Source organism: Pediococcus acidilactici, from assembly GCF_016127815.1.
Lineage (GTDB): Bacteria > Bacillota > Bacilli > Lactobacillales > Lactobacillaceae > Pediococcus > Pediococcus acidilactici.
Genome location: NZ_CP066046.1, coordinates 22,536 through 39,873 on the forward strand (window position 1 = coordinate 22,536; position 17,338 = coordinate 39,873).

Annotated in this window: 15 protein-coding genes; 3 read left to right on the top strand and 12 right to left on the bottom strand. The window is 40.8% G+C overall.

From position 1 onward, the window contains the following. Window positions 1–330 precede the first annotated feature (330 nt). From I6H64_RS00095 to I6H64_RS00105, 3 genes are all read left to right on the top strand, one after another. Window positions 331–2,553, top strand: coding sequence for a BspA family leucine-rich repeat surface protein (locus tag I6H64_RS00095; protein WP_198458923.1), 2,223 nt, complete (start codon window positions 331–333; stop codon window positions 2,551–2,553). A gap of 304 nt (window positions 2,554–2,857) precedes the next feature. Then, window positions 2,858–3,598 (top strand): hypothetical protein, encoded by a 741-nt coding sequence (locus tag I6H64_RS00100; RefSeq protein WP_036685372.1) that lies wholly within the window; start codon window positions 2,858–2,860, stop codon window positions 3,596–3,598. A 12-nt stretch (window positions 3,599–3,610) separates the two neighbouring features. Then, window positions 3,611–4,414: a hypothetical protein gene (locus I6H64_RS00105; RefSeq protein WP_056985239.1), complete on the top strand. Its 804-nt coding sequence runs from the start codon at window positions 3,611–3,613 to the stop codon at window positions 4,412–4,414. A gap of 83 nt (window positions 4,415–4,497) precedes the next feature. On the opposite strand, the gene I6H64_RS00110 is transcribed toward I6H64_RS00105, so the two are convergent. From I6H64_RS00110 to I6H64_RS00165, 12 genes are all read right to left on the bottom strand, one after another. Then, window positions 4,498–5,307 (bottom strand): hypothetical protein, encoded by an 810-nt coding sequence (locus I6H64_RS00110; RefSeq protein WP_005918216.1) that lies wholly within the window; start codon window positions 5,305–5,307, stop codon window positions 4,498–4,500. 13 nt (window positions 5,308–5,320) lie between these two features. Further along, window positions 5,321–6,052, bottom strand: coding sequence for a hypothetical protein (locus I6H64_RS00115; protein WP_008841576.1), 732 nt, complete (start codon window positions 6,050–6,052; stop codon window positions 5,321–5,323). Window positions 6,053–6,120: 68 nt separating this feature from the next. Next, the gene (locus tag I6H64_RS00120; RefSeq protein ID WP_008841575.1) at window positions 6,121–6,972 is read right to left on the bottom strand and encodes a hypothetical protein; all 852 of its coding nucleotides are present in this window, start codon (window positions 6,970–6,972) and stop codon (window positions 6,121–6,123) included. A 214-nt stretch (window positions 6,973–7,186) separates the two neighbouring features. Next, entirely contained in the window at window positions 7,187–7,930 is a 744-nt protein-coding gene (locus I6H64_RS00125; protein ID WP_008841574.1) for a hypothetical protein, read from the bottom strand. Window positions 7,931–8,013: 83 nt separating this feature from the next. Further along, window positions 8,014–8,862, bottom strand: a complete 849-nt coding sequence (locus I6H64_RS00130; protein WP_008841573.1) for a hypothetical protein — start codon at window positions 8,860–8,862, stop codon at window positions 8,014–8,016. 248 nt (window positions 8,863–9,110) lie between these two features. Continuing rightward, window positions 9,111–9,977 (bottom strand): hypothetical protein, encoded by an 867-nt coding sequence (locus I6H64_RS00135; RefSeq protein ID WP_008841572.1) that lies wholly within the window; start codon window positions 9,975–9,977, stop codon window positions 9,111–9,113. Window positions 9,978–10,100: 123 nt separating this feature from the next. After that, window positions 10,101–10,970: a hypothetical protein gene (locus tag I6H64_RS00140; protein ID WP_008841571.1), complete on the bottom strand. Its 870-nt coding sequence runs from the start codon at window positions 10,968–10,970 to the stop codon at window positions 10,101–10,103. Window positions 10,971–10,987: 17 nt separating this feature from the next. Next, complete coding sequence (locus I6H64_RS00145; protein ID WP_008841570.1) at window positions 10,988–11,731, bottom strand: hypothetical protein; 744 nt, start codon at window positions 11,729–11,731, stop codon at window positions 10,988–10,990. Between the two features lie 390 nt (window positions 11,732–12,121). Beyond that, window positions 12,122–12,841 (bottom strand): MIP/aquaporin family protein, encoded by a 720-nt coding sequence (locus I6H64_RS00150; RefSeq protein ID WP_005918194.1) that lies wholly within the window; start codon window positions 12,839–12,841, stop codon window positions 12,122–12,124. Between the two features lie 14 nt (window positions 12,842–12,855). After that, entirely contained in the window at window positions 12,856–14,679 is a 1,824-nt protein-coding gene (gene glpO, locus I6H64_RS00155) for a type 1 glycerol-3-phosphate oxidase (protein WP_005918192.1), read from the bottom strand. 19 nt (window positions 14,680–14,698) lie between these two features. Continuing rightward, the gene (glpK, locus tag I6H64_RS00160) at window positions 14,699–16,213 is read right to left on the bottom strand and encodes a glycerol kinase GlpK (RefSeq protein WP_005918190.1); all 1,515 of its coding nucleotides are present in this window, start codon (window positions 16,211–16,213) and stop codon (window positions 14,699–14,701) included. Window positions 16,214–16,516: 303 nt separating this feature from the next. Further along, window positions 16,517–17,326, bottom strand: coding sequence for a hypothetical protein (locus I6H64_RS00165; RefSeq protein ID WP_005918188.1), 810 nt, complete (start codon window positions 17,324–17,326; stop codon window positions 16,517–16,519). Window positions 17,327–17,338: the final 12 nt, after the last annotated feature.

A 17,338-nucleotide genomic window follows, 5' to 3' on the forward strand; every position in this document is an offset into this window, starting at 1 on the left:
ATTGATCGTTAAAACGGATAATTAAAACCTTTGCAGCAAATCATCTTCACATTACGATAATCTGTAGATTCGAAGTTAGACTTTTATTGAATACTCCTTAATTTATATGCATAATAATTGTTACTCAGGTAAAATATATACCGCATTTATTATAGCGTTTAAACGATGCAGTGTCTATAGTATTTAAAAACGCTTTAAATCATATTACAGAGAGTACTGTGTGTCCTTTATATTGGAAGCGTTTGCACTTGAGAAACTTTAACGTGAGGTATATAATTAAAATGTGATTATATGAACAAATATTCGCTTTGAAAACGGGGGGGAAAATGGATGAATAATAGAGTAGGGTATATAGCCAAACGAATTTTAATGGTAATGATAGCCGTCTGTGCGATGCTGTTAATCACCGTCCAACTAGCAATGGCAGCTCAAAAGGATAACCGCGCAACTGTGTTTAAGTGGGGGGACTCTACTTGGACTTTAGCAAATGATGGTGAGCTGATATCAAACGGCGGTGACGTTGGGCAAGCACCACGATTGGACGTAATCTTAAATAGTAACGGTATTGATCCTAGTACAATTAAAAGCATCGAGTTTACTGAAAAAACCAGTGCTCATGATATAGCAGGTATGCTTAGTGCAGTACCTAATTTGCAAGAGATTAGTAAACTTGGTAATTTGGATTATTCAGGAAGCGCGAGAGAAATGTTTCGGGATGATCCAATGCTAAAGACAATGGATATTAAAGATTTTAACACTAGTAAAATTAACGATATGACTTACATGTTCTTGAACACTGCATTTGACCAGCTAGATTTAAGTAACTTTGATACCAGCCAAGTTACTAATATGACGGGTATGTTTGACGGTACGGGGAATCTAAAAAAATTAGATTTACGCAGTTTTGATACGAGCAAAGTTAAATCTATGACCTTTATGTTTTATAACTCGAACGTTTCTGAAGTGAATTTATCTTCTTTTAATACTAATAACGTAACCGATATGATGCAGATGTTTTTGGGTGCTAGAAATCTAACTAACTTGGATTTGTCTAATTTTGACACCTCTAATGTAGGAACATTTTATGAAATGTTTGACCACGCAACAAGCTTAAAGACGGTAAATATGTCTGGTTGGGATACTTCAAAAGTAACAACGATGAACAACATGTTTTCAAACACGGCTGTTGAGAAATTGGATTTATCATCGTTTACTATTAAAGATAGTACGGACACTGTTGATATGCTCGTAAGCAATAACAATTTAAAGGAATTAACTTTAGGAAAAAAGAGTCAATTAAAAAGTGATATGCACATCCCTGACGTCCCTACCACTGATGGTTACACCGGCCACTGGCAAAACGTGGGTAATGGTACTATTGATGATCCTACTGGCAATCACGTTTGGACTTCGGCAGAGTTAATGTCTCAATTCGATGCGGCAACGATGGGCGACGACACCTTCGTATGGCAGCGGAAGCCGGCAACGATTAATATTGGTGAAATTACCGATTATAAAAGCGACCCGGTCCTGAGCAAGTACGTCCCCACGGCAGTGGATCCGCTGCACCCATATCGTTACAACGTAGTTCTAAACAACGATTATCCTTTTTACACTAAAGTAGAAGACGGTCAGACAGAGAAGGATAACGTTGCTAATTTAGGGGATAAGTCGGGAGCGACGGTCTATAGTCAAGCTGAAATGCCCGGTACGTATACTTACCCAACTGGTAAACGAGCTGGGCAAGCAACCAAATTTATTAAGGTAAGCTTCGACGGTAATCAATGGTATTGGGTCGACCAGCACGCGCTTAACCTGGATCTAAAATCACGTTATCCAGTGGTAAATGCTGAAGGCGTTGCTTTGATAGACGACCAATTTTTAGGTAGCACTAATACGTATGGAATTGTTAGCGGAGATTTTAACTCACAAATGATTGATAATGCGTATAACCCGGACGGACAAATTATTTACCAAAGTTTCGCCAAAGAAAGTGATTTTACGAATGAAAAGGATCCTACCCAGGCTTTAAAAGCTTTTAACGACAATTTAGACCGAGCAGCGAAGAGTTGGAACGATGCTTTGGATAAGACGGTACTCATTAAAAGCACGGACACCGACAAGAAGGTCACTTTAAAGGTGGTTGCTAACCCCAAAGACGCAGGTAGCGCAACGTTGAGCGGGAATACCGGGATTGATGCTAGTCTGGTAGAATGGGCACTGGATCCTAATAGCGAAAATTACGACATTAACGTGCTATTTATTACGATGCGTCATGAACTAGGACATAGCTTGGGGCTCAATCATACGTCTAATGGGCAATATTACGGAATGCCGGATGGTTATACGTTAAGCATTGATGATGACGTAATGAATGCTATTTTGACTTATTATATCCCTAGCGGTTATCCAATTACCCAAAAGACAATCACCAAAGAAGATGTGAGTGCAGTTAAATTGATCTTAGCCAACCACAATTTCGAAAACCCACAACCACAAACTAAGAAAGTGGTAACTACCAAGCAAATTGATCGGGCGGTACCTAAATCATAACTAGGATAATTAAAACTAAAAGGGTTGAAAAATGAATTATAGTAAAGGGAGACTGGATGGTCTCTTTTTTATTTTGTCAAAAAATTGACGTTGCCTCTTAAAGTTGAAATTTGCAATTGCCGGTCTGTTTAATAGTTTTGACGGGTATCCAGAAACAGAAATAACGTGTATAATTAACCGTGTACATCAATGTGCGCTTTTAGTTTCTTAGCAGGAAATATTAGTAGGCCATATAAGTAATTTGGATTAACTATTTTAATCTTAAATACCCAGCTTAATAATCTTAAAGGAGTAGGTAGTGAAAATGGATAAAGTTGTAGCAGATAATGTCATTATTGGTGAGTTCATCACCGATTTATTCGATCCGCAGTACCAAAGCCATGCTCATTTTTCAAATGGCGTAGAATCTTTAGCAAAAAATTTAAAGCACTCTGCAGCATACTATCAGCTCCCGGTGTATATACTTTCTAATGGATTAGAAGAGGATTACGTAGACGAAAATGCGCATTACGTTAATATGGATGTTGATGCGAATCGCTATGATGTTTCAATTTACTTTATCCGTTGGGAAATGGCACTAGATTTTTTGGTTAAACATCCAGAAATAAAGAAAGTAGCACTTGTAGATTTTTCAGATGTGGAAGTCTATAACTATCCTTTTGACAGAGTTGAAGACGGGATTTTATATTTTGGGGACGAGCTTAAAAGCATTGGCGGTGGAATTGTCAAGGGCGATAAAAAGCCTGATTTTATGGAAAGATTCTTTATAGAAAATTCGCAACTCCAAATGTTGAACCCGGGGGTTATTGTAGGAACTCGTGCAGTAATTATGGAATTTTTAACGATTCTGGTAGAGATTTTCACTCGGGCACAAGTTCAAAAGATGCGACAGGTTCCTAAATCAGCTTTTGGGGATTATGAAATGGCGCTAGTTAATTATGTTGCATATCGATACTTTAAACGTCGCTTAAAGCATGGACGCGAAGTAAGTACCAAGTTTAACTATTGGGAACCAGTTAGCAGTGCGTGGTTTAAACATAAATAGGAGTATTTTAAGATGGATTTTAAAGAAGCATTTGAAATGATCAAAGACTACGAATGGTTTTATGAAATTAATGACGTGGGAGTAAGTCTTACGCTTGGAGGCAAGGGAATTTTAGCCTTGAAATTCATGCCGGATGGGACAATTGATTTCCCAACTAACGTGGGTTTTATCCCTCCAGAATGTCATCGCTGGGACTTCGACGAGCAACAACAAAAAATTTTGGTTTATGGTGTCCAAGGAGAAGTAGAACAAACCCTTAGTTTACCAGTACGAGAAGGTGCCACATTGGTTATGGATGCTTATGGTAAACACGAACATTTTCGCGTTTGGGACGCTATTTTCAAAAAATCAAATTTACAAGTTGCTCCGGATCCGCAGTCAGATCATGGGTCGATGATATTGGCCTATCAATATGATAATCAAACACAACTAGGTCAGCTAGTTGAAAATCTTGGATTGAATGTACACTGTTTAGATGAAAATCCCCAAACATGGCAAGGTATCCAAGAAATTTTTGATTACTTAATTGAACATCCATATTTAAAAAAAGTTGCGATTATGTTTGACTTGGACTTTGCAGCTAATCCCTTCGAGTCATTTGATTCGACGAATGACAATCAGCTAGTATTTGATGACCAGCAGTCGTTTATAAGGGCTCCACGAGATTTAATGTTAGAAATGCTGGGTAAGTTTTTAATCGACTTGAACCATGAAGCGTTTGAGCATAAGTTAATGGACGATGACCATTATGAGCAATCCTTGATGCCTTATTTAAAAGAAAATTTTGGCGAGCGACTAAAACAGTGTGATAAATAATTTAAATAAAAAACAGAGACCAGAATTGGAAAGTTCTGGTCTCTGTTGCGTTTTAAGGCAATTTTTACTTTTGTGAGGGATATTTATACAATTTCGTAGCGGTCGGTAAATCGGTTTGAAATAATATCTTGGATCATTTCTTTTTCATTTCGCGAATCATCTGGATTGAGCAGCCGTTTCCTATTTTCAGCTAAAATCACGGTCAATAATTCGATAACTAACGGCCGTTCACCAGAAAAATAGTTATACGACGGCTGGCCATCGTTGCTAGTGAACAATAGTTTGTGTTCTCGTGACAGTTGAACGTGTGGTTGTCCTTCTTGAGAAATTACCAATTCCTCTAGTTGGGGGTGCGCGATTGCGTATTGATAAACTTCATGAAGAAAATCTATGATGGAATCTTCGGTATCAATCAGTTTGATATTGAAATTTAAAAAAGCTAAATCTTGAAACAGTTCGAAATTATAAACGCTGCGAGGGGCAAAAAACATATGGATTCCCCCAATTACCCGGTTTTTAAGGGCAAATTGGTCAACGTGTGGTTCGTGTGAGAAGACTTCGGTATTATCCGAGTCCGAGATTAATTCGATCTTAAGACTGTCACCAAACCATTGAACGGGGCAATGTGCGCGCTTGCTAGGCTGTTGGTTATAATCAAAGAAAATAATTTCTTGGGCGTCTTCATCAAAATCCCAGTGGCGGTATTCACCAGGTTCAAAAGCTACGTTAGTAGGGAAAGTGATGCTACCATCGCGATGAAACCAAAGTGCTAGCATTCCAGAACCAGGCTCTGTACCAATAAACAAGGTGCTAAAATGCTTTTTATCATCAAATCCCCGAAATGTCCAAAAACGGTCACAAATTAAATCTTTTAATTGTTCTTTATTTAACATTGCCAAAAACTCCTTATTTGTGCTTAAACCATGCGCTACTTGGTTCTTGATAACCGTCCATTACCGTAGTAACTTCTCGGCCGTGGACTAAACGATCGCCAAAATACTTGTAAGCGACGTAATTTGAAATTGCCATCTCCACGTCGCTTAACCGGTAACTATCGTCTCCTTGGCTAAGTTTTAGTTGAGCTTCGGTAATAATGTCAACCATAATCCCTAAAAATTCGAGTAATACGGCTCGGGTTCCGACCATCACGCCCAAGTTTAAGGTAGGCAATAGTCCATTTTCCCTTATAAAATCCTCAATACGTTGAAGATCTTTGTGCCAAGTAATTACAGGAGTGGCAAAGATATAGAAGCTTTCGTCGCCCATGTATAAAGTACCTTCCTCGACTTTATCAAAGGGATAGTTAGCCATTGTAACGTCTCCCGCGTCAGTTAGTGCAACTTTCTCAATTTCGGGGTGTTTTTGTAGGAATTCGAAAGCCATCAAGATTCGATGGAAGTACAAAGTTAGGTCAGGATAGTGGTTAAATAAGTCCATGTGAATAATGTGGGCACCAGTTTCTGCTTCCTGACCTTCTGCATTAGTTAACACGTAGTACGGCACGCGAAACCGCGTTAAAGATTCGGCTTGAGTTCGAGTCCTTTCAGGAATGTCGACATTACTATTGTCTTGCCCGTAGTGAGGGTCATACATGTTAACAATGAATTCACTAATTACAACATTTTTTTCAACTTTCATGTGTAACTCCTTATTATTGCTTTTAAATAAGTATGTTGATTAATTGCTATTTCAATTTTAACGGATGATTAAACTTGCGTTAGAGTGAATTGCCCACTGTATTGGGTGTTTAGTACATCTGCTAACAATTCATCTTCAGTACGAGAGTCATCCGGATTGAGCAAGCGCTTATTATTTTCCGATAAAATAATGATTAATAACTCAATAACACGAGCTCGACTGCCAGCAAAATAGTTAAATGAAGGCGACTCGGCATCCTTAGCAAAAATAAGCTGATCCTCCTCAGGAAGTTTAATCACTGGCTGGCCCTCTTTAGCAAGCACAACGTTTTCTAGTTGCGGATGCTGAGCAATGTATTCGTAAGCCTGATCGAAAAAATTGAGGATAGATTCTTGACAATCGAGTACTTTGAGATTGAAGTCTTCCCGACTAATATCGTGGAAGATTTCCATGTTAAAAGCTTGTCGAGGGACAAAGTACATATTCTTTCCGCCGAGAGTTCGCTCAGTAACTTGAGACGCGTCAAAACGCGGGCTGTGGACCAAGATTCCGTCTACTCCATCAAACAGTTGAATTTGAACACTATTACTTAACCATTTAGTTGGAAGTTTTCCCCGGATCCTAAGTTGATTATCGGTATCAAAAATTAAAATTTCTTGTTTTTCTTCATCAAAGTCCCAACGTGAGTATTCAGGTGGGTTAAATGCTAGATGAGTAGGAAAAGTAATTTCGCCGTTCAATTCGAACCGGATGGCTAGATAAGCATCGGTGGCTCCTCTCCCAATGAAGAGCAAGACAAAATCTTTGTTTTCAGTAACAGAGATAAATAACCAAAAACGGTTACAAATTAATTTTTCTACATCTTTTTTTGTTAACAACGTGGTGTACTCCTTATATTGTGGTAGTCGATGTATCTTCATCAGACATGATGGGTAACTAATAAAAACGCCTAACGGATGTAAATAACCATTGAGAGTCAGGTATTGTCGGAAAATAGTGGTTTTGCTGTGCATTAAATTCCCTAAAATACTACCTAGGGAAATAAAGTTTAATTTAGTTAGAAATATAACCTTAATCGGCAGTTAGTTACCGATTAATTTTTATTGTGACTGTATTCGAATTAGTAAAGTTGCTTTATTTATGTTTAAACCACGCGCTGCTGCGTTCCTGGTAACCATTAAAAATAGTGCTGACTTCACGTCCATGAATTAATCGATCACTAAAATATTTGTACGCAACATAGTTAGAAATTGACATGTCATATGGTCCTAAGTGATATGTTTCATCACCTTGCTTAAATTTTAATTTTGCTTCGGACAGTAATTTGACCATGATTCCTAAATACTCGATTAAAATTTCACGAGTGCCGACGAGCACACCTGGATTCAACGTAAGAAATAGGTCACTATTTTCAAGAAGATAATCGTAAATATATTGCGGATCGTCTTCTATGAAAGTCTGTACACTAAGTGCTACAGAATGGGGCTCATCCCCCATGTATAGGGTATCTGGTTTAACTCGATCAAAAGGATAATTTAGCATTGTAACGTCGGAAGCATCCGTGATCGCAGCCTTTTCAATTTCAGGATGGTCCTGTAAAAATTTAAACGCCATAAATATGCGAAGAAAATATACGGATAAGTCAGAATAATTGTGATATATCCGATCTAAATTAACGTTAACGATGCTTAGATTCTCAATTTTTTCCTGACTAGGTTCGTTGGTTAATAAGTAATAGGGCACTTGAAAATTTTCTAGTGAGTGCGCCTGCGTAGCAACTTTACTGGGAATGTCGACATTAGTAGTGTCTTCGTGGTGGTTAATGTCCTCCATATTAGTGATAAATACACTGAGTACTATATTAGGTTCAACTTTCATTTAAAACTCCTTTATTACGCTGCTTTTGTTAGAATTAACGGTTATACCAAGGAATGGATGTGTCTGAAAACAAGCCAACCTTGTTAAAATTCAGGTAGATCTTTTAATTCATACCGTCCTTGAAAATGGTTAGTTAAAATATCCTGCAACATGGTAGTTTCATCACGCTGATCACCATCATCAAACAAACGTAAATTGTTTTCGGATAAAATTACGATGAGAAGTTCCATTATTGCCGAACGGTTTCCAGAAAGATATTCGAACGAGGGGGTGCCTTGGTTATTTAAGAACAATAACTTTTGATCCCTTGGAAATTCGATAATATCCTTATTTTTTTGCGAGAGTATAATCTCCTCTACGTGCGGGTGAGCAACTAAATGATCATATGCATCACTGAAGAATTCAACTGAAGGGACTGAATGGTTAGTTAGTTTAATGTTAAAACCATTCCAGCGCATACTAAAACGAAAGTAAGGTTCATAATTTGCTCGAGGAGCGATGAAAACTTTTTTTCCGCTTAGAGACGATTTAGTTATTTCAAAGCGATCAAATTCAGGATTGTTTACGAACTGGATGGTTCTATCTGCGTCAGCTTGTTCATTTTTAAGCTTAATGGCGTCTAGCCCGCCATATGATAACTCTTGCGGGAGGCTTGCCCGGAGCTCAGATTGGTCATCACGGTTAATAAAAATAATTTCCTGAGTGGCTTCGTCAAAATCCCAATTGGCAAATTCATTAGGGAAGAACCCAACTTTCGTGGCCGCAGAAACCCGGCCATCCTCATGGAAGTAAAGGCTAAAGAACGATTTTGTCGTTTCTTCATCACTTCCTGTTAAAGTGAGCAAAATTGGATTGGGATCAGAATTCATTACGCTTTGGTAAATCCAAATCCGATCACGTATTAAGTTAAAAACTTCTTGTCTATTTATCATCAATTGTACATCCTTTATTTATGTTTAAACCATGCACTATTATGCCCTTGTTAACCACTAAAAAGGGTCTAATTTTGTAGCTATACGGTGTTAGTTGTAAGCTATGTCTAAAAAATTTAGCGTGTTGACTTTACTAGAGCTAATAGTTATCGTCAGCGATTATGAATTACTTTCATTATAAACGTTATCGAAATGTTTTTGTGTCATTTTTTCTATGTTTGTGCAAGTTGTAATAGTATTGAGTAATTTTAAATTTCCAGCAAAATCTGCCAAAGTGAAGTTGCTTCTGGAAGCGAGTCAATCACTTCGTAACGACCTGCAAAATGATTAGTGATAATGTCTTGTAGCATGGCAGTTTCATCACGTTGATCAGCATCATTGTATAGGCGTAAGTTATTTTCGGAGATGATTAACGTGAGCAATTCCATAATTGCTGCCCGGGTTCCTGAAAAATAATCCAATGAGGGTTGCTCGTCTGCAAGGGTAAACAAAAGATGCTGTTGTTTCGGAAGTTGCACGACGGGAATATTAGCTTGGGCGAAGATTACTTGCTTAATTTGCGGATGGTACGCAAGGTAATCATAAATTTCCGTAAGCATGGCTACTCGATTATCTTCGTGGTCGACTAGATTGGTATTAAAGCCGGTCCATCGCAAAGTATCATAAAAGTCTTTTGTGTAGCTTGAGCGAGGTAGGAAAAAGGCCTTAGTGCCTCCTAAAAATTGTTCCGCAGCGTAGGTACTATTAAGGTGCGGATAGTTGACAAAAAAATATATCGTATTGCCATCTCCAGGAAGCGCGCCCGTCTGTTTGAGTATTTCAATTCCATAAGGTAATTGCTTAGGCAAGCTAGTACGAATTCGTGGTTTACCATTTTGTTCAGTAAAAATAATTTCTTGGCTTGCTTCATCAAAATCCCAACCATTGTATTCATCGGGGATAAAACCTACGCCATTGGGTACATCTATGCGCCCATTCTTTTTAAACGTAAAGCATAAAAAGGCCGGCTTAGGTAAAAGGTTAATAAGTCCGGGGTGTGCCATATCTTTATTAAAATATTGTAGAATCCACACCCGTTCGCGCAATAAATTATAGACTTGTTTTTTGTTTAGCATTCAAATGAATTCCTTCCTTAAAGATACTTAAAGTTATCCGGGCAAGTTTTTCAAACGGGATAATTTTCTAAGTTTCCGTTGATCGACCGTTAGTATGACAATAAAGTATTTCCTACAAATGTTTTAAAAATGCAACAAAATCTGCCAAAGTGAAGTTGCTTCTGGAAGCGAGTCGATCACTTCGTAACGTCCCGTGAAGCAATTAGCGATAACGTCTTGTAACATAGTAGTTTCATTACGTTGATCAGCATCATTGTATAGGCGCAAGTTATTTTCGGAGATGATTAACGTGAGCAATTCCATAATTGCTGCCCGGGTTCCTGAAAAATAATCCAATGAAGGTTGCCCGTCTGCAAGGGTAAACAAAAGATGCTGCTTTTTCGGAAGTTGCACGACCGGTTGATTGGTTTGAGAGAAAACCACCTGTGCAATTTGGGGATGGTACGCAAGGTAATCATAAATTTCCGTAAGCATGGCCACCCGATCATCCTCGTGGTCGACCAAGTTAGTATTAAAACCAGTCCAACGCAGGGTCTGGTAGAAGCCTTTGTCATAGGCTGAACGGGGCAGGAAGAAAGCTTTGGTGCCGCCTAAGCAGTGGCTGGTTACCTGCTCCTGGTCAATGTGCGGATAATTAACAAAAAAGTACAAGGGATTAATGTAATCGTTATAAATTTTGAACGCCATGATTCCGTAAGGTAATTTTTGGGGTAGATCCGCCCGAAGATTTGACTGACCATCGCGACTAACAAATATAAGTTCTTGAGTTTCTTCATTAAAATCCCAACCGCCATATTCTACAGGTACGTATTTAATTCCAGTAGAGAATTCTAACCGGCCGTTATCCTTGAATTCAATAGAAAAGAATGCACGAGGATCGTCTAAACTAGTTATAAAACTCATAAAACCAGGAACTTCGGTATCAGGAGTTGTTTGTTTTAAGATCCATTCCCGGTCACGTAGTAGTTGATAAACTTGTTTTTTATTTAACATTCAATCGTGCTCCTTGTTTATTTATGTTTAAACCAAGCACTACTGTGAGGTTGAAAACCAGAGAAAAAGCTAGTTACTTTACGACCATGGACCAAACGATCTTGGAAATATTCGTAAGCCACGTAATTGGAAATCGCCATTTCAAATGCTCCGAGTCGGTAGCGTTCGTCGCCTTGCTTGAATTTTAATTTGGCTTCGGTAATTAATTTGACCATCATTCCAAGGTATTCCATTAGTACTGCACGAGTTCCAGCCATCACCCCTAAATTTAGGGTGGGGAGCAAATTGCCGTTTCTCAAGAAAAAGTCTTGTAAATACTGGGGACCTTCGTTATTAAGAATAATGTCAGTTTCAAATAAAAATGCAGTTTCGTCGCCCATGTATAGCGTATCGGGTTTAATCTCGTCGAACGGATAGTTTAGCATGGTAACGTCGGTCGCGTCAGTTAGGACTGCTTTTTCGATTTCGGGATGGGCCTGTAAAAAATAAAAGGTCATAAAAATCCGATAGAAATAAAGGGTCATATCAGGATAGCTTTGATATATTTTATCCAAGTTAACGTTAACCACGTGGAGGTTATCAATGGGTTCTTGGGTGGAATCGTTAGTCAAGACGTAGTACGGAACGTTAAAACGAGCTAAAGAATGAGTTTGTTCCGCTACCTTACTTGGAATATCTACGTTACTAGTGTCTGCATGATGAAGTAGATCTTCCATATGAGTGAAGAACTGACTGATAACGACGTTGGGTTCATTTTGCATATGTAATTCCTCCGTTTTTGGGCGCTTTTAGAATAAGGAACAATGCTGTGGATTAAACAGTTTTTTTACTCTTAAACGCTTCTAGCCTACCATTGATTATAAACGTTGTAAAAGAGTTTGTGTATCAATTTTTTGGGAGGTTAGCAAATTAGCCGTGGATAAGGACGTAAAAAAGCGCGGGGGACAACAACGGAAGAGCTTGTGAGCACTAACTAAAAATCGACCATTATGCCTGAATTGGGCACAATGATCGATTTCGGGTTAGAGGAAATAAACTGGTTTTTGGCGCTATTAAAGTCAGCACACCAAAATAATTTTCGGAAAAATGTTCATCTGTGAAAAAATTTCTTAGTTTGTTCGCATACGTTTTAATGAATGCGCAGTTGTGAACTACGGTAACACGTTAAATAACAAGGCACCTAACGCACCGCCGACCATCGGACCAAATACGGGAACCCAACTATACGCCCAGTCGGAATTGCCCTTATTGGCAATGGGGAGGATGGCGTGGGCGATCCGCGGACCTAAATCCCGCGCCGGGTTAATTGCGTAACCGGTCGTTCCTCCAAGTGATAAACCAATGGCGGTGATTAAAATACCGACCACGATCGGATTCAAACCATCGGTGAAGTTGCCCCGGGTGAAAGCTAACAGAGCGAACACTAAAACGAAAGTTCCAATTACTTCACTGATGAAGTTCATCGCGTAATTACGGATTGCCGGTCCGGTAGCAAAGATTCCCCGAATGGCATCGGCATCCTTAGTGGCTTGCCAGTGGGGATAGTAATGAATCCAAACGCATACTCCGCCAAGGATGCCACCCAAAGTTTGGGCAATGCAGTAAGGAATCACGTTGGCCCAGGCAAATTTACCGGCCATTGCCATCCCTAGGGTTACGGCCGGGTTCAAGTGAGCCGGACTTAGAAAGGCGGAGGTATACACCCCTAAGGTAACTGCCAATCCCCAGCCAAGCGAGATTGCGATCCACCCCGCACCCTCTGCTTTTGATTTCTTCAGAGTTACGCCAGCAACGACACCGTCCCCAAGTAAAATTAAGATGAATGTGCCGACAAATTCGCCGACTAACTGCATCCATAAACTAGTTTCCATATCTAAACTTACTCCTATCTCAGATAATCTAGGTGGGCTTCAGCGATTACGTCTTGAAGTTCTTGACTATGTTGTTGTTTTTGTTCCGCACTCCAGTTGAAGTAGCGGGCCATTTCGTCAACCACTCCTTGTTGAAGGTCGGCGATGGCGTCGTGGTGGAAGAGGAGGTGGTTAGTCCGCCGGAGCAAGTAATCTACGGGGGTCAAGGTCATTTCTTCTTCCATTGAGTAGTGCAGACTGATGGTTTCTGCGAGGCTTAAGCCAGGTGCAGCCGGCAAACGACCGATTTGACTAAAGACCCGGGCCGCGTTGGATCCGAAGAGGTTGGCAATCTTTTCCGCTTCGGGTTTGGAAAGGCCGCTTTCGATACCTTGCTTAGCAAAGAATGACAAGGTGGCGTCCACGTTTTGCGGGTCGATATCCCCACCGGAAACTTGGAGATGCTTGGAGTCGATCGAATTGAAGTTCCGGTTGAAGCGTTGCTTAAGCAATTTAGCGATTAAGGCAATCGCCCCCGCGGCCATCTTCCGGTAATCGGTGATTTTACCGCCAGCAAGGGTGATTAGGCCGTCCTGAGCCACATCTAATGAACTACCCCGGGAAACTGCAGAAGGGTTTGGTTTATTTTCGGAAAGGGTGCTTTCTAAGTGATTAAGCACGTCTTCTACGTCTTCGCGACTAACTAATTGTTTTTCGTATTTATCCACAATCGCAATTACTTCGTCAAAACTTTGTGCGGTAATTTTACCGGAATTGCCACCGTTGTAATCGGAGCTACCGTTAGAAGCAATTAGTGGCCGTAAACCTGCCCAGCTAGCTTCCACATCGTCAATGGTGATTTCTGCTTCTGGATAGCGGTCGTTGATTGTCTTCAAAAGGTAATCCACGTCAGCTTGTTCAACCCGCGGGTGAAGGAAATCACCCTGGTAGTCGGTATCGGTGGTTCCAAAGTAGGTTTTACCTTCCCGCGGAATCGCAAAGACCATCCGACCGTCTTGTTGTCCAGAGTCAAAGTAGGTTGGTTGAGGTACGTTGAGCCGAGAACGATCGACTACTAAATGAACCCCTTTGGTAGGCCGCATTTGCGGAGTTACTTCGAGGTGGTCGTCCATTTCGCGGATAAAGTCGGACCACGGCCCGGTGGTGTTGATTACGAGACGGGCGTGAATATCGAATTCTTCACCAGTTAAGAGGTCCTTTACGTTGACCCCGTTGACGTTGCCGTTTTCGTCGTGCAAAATGTGTTGGGCCTTTACGTGGCTAACCATCAAGCCCCCGTTTTCGTGAGCTTTTTTGATGTTTTCAATTACGAGGCGGGCATCGTTATTCCGGTAATCCAGGTAAACACCGCCACCCAACAATTTGTCGGGGTTAAGCTGGGGTTCGCGTTGAAGAACTTCTTCCTTAGAAATTGTGTAATTAGTGTATTTAGGATCCGTAACCCCGGCTAGTTGGTCGTATAGGTTCATCGCAACCTTGACGGAGAACATGTTAAAAGTGGATCCCGGCTCGTCGTAAATTGGTAACAGCATTGGATCAGGCCGGGGAATGTGGGGGGCAATCCCTTGGACGACCGCCCGTTCCTTAACGGTATCAGAAACTACTTCAACGTCGAAGTTTTTGAGGTAGCGAATTCCTCCGTGGACTAATTTAGTCGATCGCGAAGAGGTTCCTTCCGCAAAATCTTGCATCTCAATTAAGCCGTTATTCATCCCCATGGCGCTAGCCTGAATGGCTACTCCTGCACCGGTAATTCCACCGCCGATGGTCAGTAAGTCGAGTGTTTCATTTTTTAGACGTTCAATATCTTGTCTTCTACTTAATAATGAAAATGACATGTAATAATCCTCCTAAGAGTTAGTTTGCTTTACGCGGTTGGTGCTTAAAATTTCGGGTTGCAGCCACGGCTTCTTGCCAACCTTGATAAAGGTCGCGGCGTTCTTCTTCGCCCATCTGTGGTTTGAAGATTTTTCCAGGTTGGTATTCAGCTTTTAACTCGTCGAGATCTTGCCAATAACCAACGGCTAGGCCGGCTAGGAAGGCTGCTCCCAGCGCGGTAGTTTCTAAATCATGGGCCCGGTGTATCTCAATTCCTAAAATATCAGCCTGGAATTGCATCAGGTAATTGTTGTTGGAGGCGCCGCCGTCCACCCGCATTGCCGGGATGTCGATTCCTGAATCACGTTTCATCGTGTCAAGAACGTCCCGTGATTGGTACGCAAGGGATTGCAGGGTTGCCTTGATAAAGTCTTCTTTGGTAGTTCCGCGGGTAATCCCGAATACGGCACCCCGGGCGTCGGAATCCCAGTAAGGCGCACCTAGACCAGTGAAGGCGGGAACCACGTAGACTTCGTTTTCATTTTGCGAAGCTAACGCGGCGGCTTCTGAATCGGAAGCCTTTTTGAAGAGCTGCATTCCGTCCCGCAGCCACTGGATTGCCGAACCGGCTACAAAAATGCTTCCTTCCAAAGCATAGTAAACCTTGCCATTAATACCGTAACCAATGGTGGTTAATAAATTATTATCGGATAATTGCGGTTGCTCACCAATGTTCATTACGGTAAAGGCGCCGGTCCCGTAAGTATTCTTGACCATGCCGGGTTCAAACGCGAGCTGGCCGAAGAGGGCCGCCTGTTGGTCACCGGCCATTCCAGCAATCGGAACTTCGCTACCATAAAAGTGGTAATCCTTGGTATTACCGTAAACCATCGAATTTGGCTTAACTTCTGGCAGGATGGCTTCAGGAATGTTTAATAATTGCAAAATCTCGGAGTCCCATTTCAACTCGTGAATGTTGTAAAGCATGGTCCGGCTAGCGTTGGAGTAGTCAGTCACATGAACAGCACCATCGGTTAGTTTCCAAACTAGCCACGTGTCGATGGTGCCAAAAAGGAGTTCACCGCGCTCGGCACGTTCTTGAGCACCGTTAATGTGGTCGAGAATCCAGCGAATTTTAGTCGCGGAGAAGTAGGCGTCGGTTACCAAGCCGGTTTTTTGGTGAATCAGGTCGCCATAGCCGTCTTTAATTAGTTGGTCGGCAATATCAGCAGTTTGCCGCGATTGCCATACGATTGCGTTATAAATTGGCAAGCCAGTTTTCTTATCCCAAATGACGGTCGTTTCCCGTTGATTGGTAATCCCAATTCCGCTAATTTGACTGGGCTTGATGCCTGAGTCAATAAAAGCATTCGCAATCGTAGACGAAACGGCGTTCCAAATTTCGTTGGCATTGTGTTCTACCCACCCCGGCTTAGGGAAATATTGCGTAAATTCGCGTTGCGCATCGGCAACTTTGCGCCCAGCATGATCGAATATGATCGCACGCGTGCTCGTGGTCCCCTCGTCGATGGCCAGAATGTATTTATCTGCCATGTCTGTACCTCCATAAATATTTAAGAATGATGAAGTTTAAGAAAGCGCTTTCTGAACTTCAAGATAATTATAAACTATTTGTAAGTAATTTAGAAATAGAAAGTTTTGTCGAGAACGACCACAAGAAATTACTATAGTACAGGCGTTTTTAAGGTGTTTAAGTGCTCTCTTTAATGGGGAAGATAACTACGTTTAAAAATAATACCCGATTGAGACAAACGAGTGTTTTTTAGTAATCAAAAAAGAGGCTGAGGGAAAATTCCCAGCCTCCAAATATTTATTTAGTATTAGTGGTATTTAAATTTATATCCATTGGACCCGATCTTTAAATTTAGTTTCCAGGGTATTTTTAATTGAAACCGGAACGTCTTCATCTTGCATGATTTGGTTTTCAAATGCTTGGTGATAGGCTTCAATCAGGACCTGTCCCAGAAGTTCGATCAGCAGCGCTCTTGAAGCAACCAAAATGGTTAACGAACTATTGACTCTAATTTTGGAACGATCTAACTTTACAAACGGATTGTCCTGTAAATTTTCATCACTGATAACGGCGATTTCTTTCAAAGCGGAATGCTCTATTAGGTAATTGAGAATTTCATTGACACCAGCCAAATGTTTTAGGTCATTTTGAATGCGGTGGACTCCCAAGACATTGTTTTTTGCGATTTTTCCTATTTTAGAATCAGGTTGATAGTTTTTAGTTAAAATCATTTTGCCAGCCGCTAGTTGTGGAGCAGGAATGATAGGTTTCCTTATTTCTTTAAATAACTTAGGACGCGTAATTAGTCTTCGCGAAATACCTTGCGGGTTATGTTCCCTCATGATTAAATGCAAGCCCTCCTTTTGAGGAAGGCTAAAGCTTGTCGTTATTTGGTAGTCCTTATCCATGAGTTCAACTAATTGTTGAGCTTCGTTAAACTGCCAGTTGCAATACTCAGGGGGAAGAAATCCCATTCGAGTTGGGAAGGAGACCTTTCCATTGGGGTTTAATTGTAGAATTAAAATCCCTTGATTTTGACCCATCTCAATCGTTGCTCCGGTCCCGTCATCTCCCGCATTTTCAACAATCCATTCTTGCTTATCAAGCATATGCATTAATTTTTTAATATCCATTTTTTACCACCC

Bases quoted from the DNA above. Each gene is read 5' to 3' on its own strand.
- I6H64_RS00095 (WP_198458923.1), top strand. From the start codon at position 331: ATGAATAATAGAGTAGGGTATATAGCCAAACGAATTTTAATGGTAATG.
- I6H64_RS00100 (WP_036685372.1), top strand. From the start codon at position 2,858: ATGGATAAAGTTGTAGCAGATAATGTCATTATTGGTGAGTTCATCACC.
- I6H64_RS00105 (WP_056985239.1), top strand. From the start codon at position 3,611: ATGGATTTTAAAGAAGCATTTGAAATGATCAAAGACTACGAATGGTTT.
- I6H64_RS00110 (WP_005918216.1), bottom strand. From the start codon at position 5,307: ATGTTAAATAAAGAACAATTAAAAGATTTAATTTGTGACCGTTTTTGG.
- I6H64_RS00115 (WP_008841576.1), bottom strand. From the start codon at position 6,052: ATGAAAGTTGAAAAAAATGTTGTAATTAGTGAATTCATTGTTAACATG.
- I6H64_RS00120 (WP_008841575.1), bottom strand. From the start codon at position 6,972: ATGAAGATACATCGACTACCACAATATAAGGAGTACACCACGTTGTTA.
- I6H64_RS00125 (WP_008841574.1), bottom strand. From the start codon at position 7,930: ATGAAAGTTGAACCTAATATAGTACTCAGTGTATTTATCACTAATATG.
- I6H64_RS00130 (WP_008841573.1), bottom strand. From the start codon at position 8,862: ATGATAAATAGACAAGAAGTTTTTAACTTAATACGTGATCGGATTTGG.
- I6H64_RS00135 (WP_008841572.1), bottom strand. From the start codon at position 9,977: ATGCTAAACAAAAAACAAGTCTATAATTTATTGCGCGAACGGGTGTGG.
- I6H64_RS00140 (WP_008841571.1), bottom strand. From the start codon at position 10,970: ATGTTAAATAAAAAACAAGTTTATCAACTACTACGTGACCGGGAATGG.
- I6H64_RS00145 (WP_008841570.1), bottom strand. From the start codon at position 11,731: ATGCAAAATGAACCCAACGTCGTTATCAGTCAGTTCTTCACTCATATG.
- I6H64_RS00150 (WP_005918194.1), bottom strand. From the start codon at position 12,841: ATGGAAACTAGTTTATGGATGCAGTTAGTCGGCGAATTTGTCGGCACA.
- glpO (WP_005918192.1), bottom strand. From the start codon at position 14,679: ATGTCATTTTCATTATTAAGTAGAAGACAAGATATTGAACGTCTAAAA.
- glpK (WP_005918190.1), bottom strand. From the start codon at position 16,213: ATGGCAGATAAATACATTCTGGCCATCGACGAGGGGACCACGAGCACG.
- I6H64_RS00165 (WP_005918188.1), bottom strand. From the start codon at position 17,326: ATGGATATTAAAAAATTAATGCATATGCTTGATAAGCAAGAATGGATT.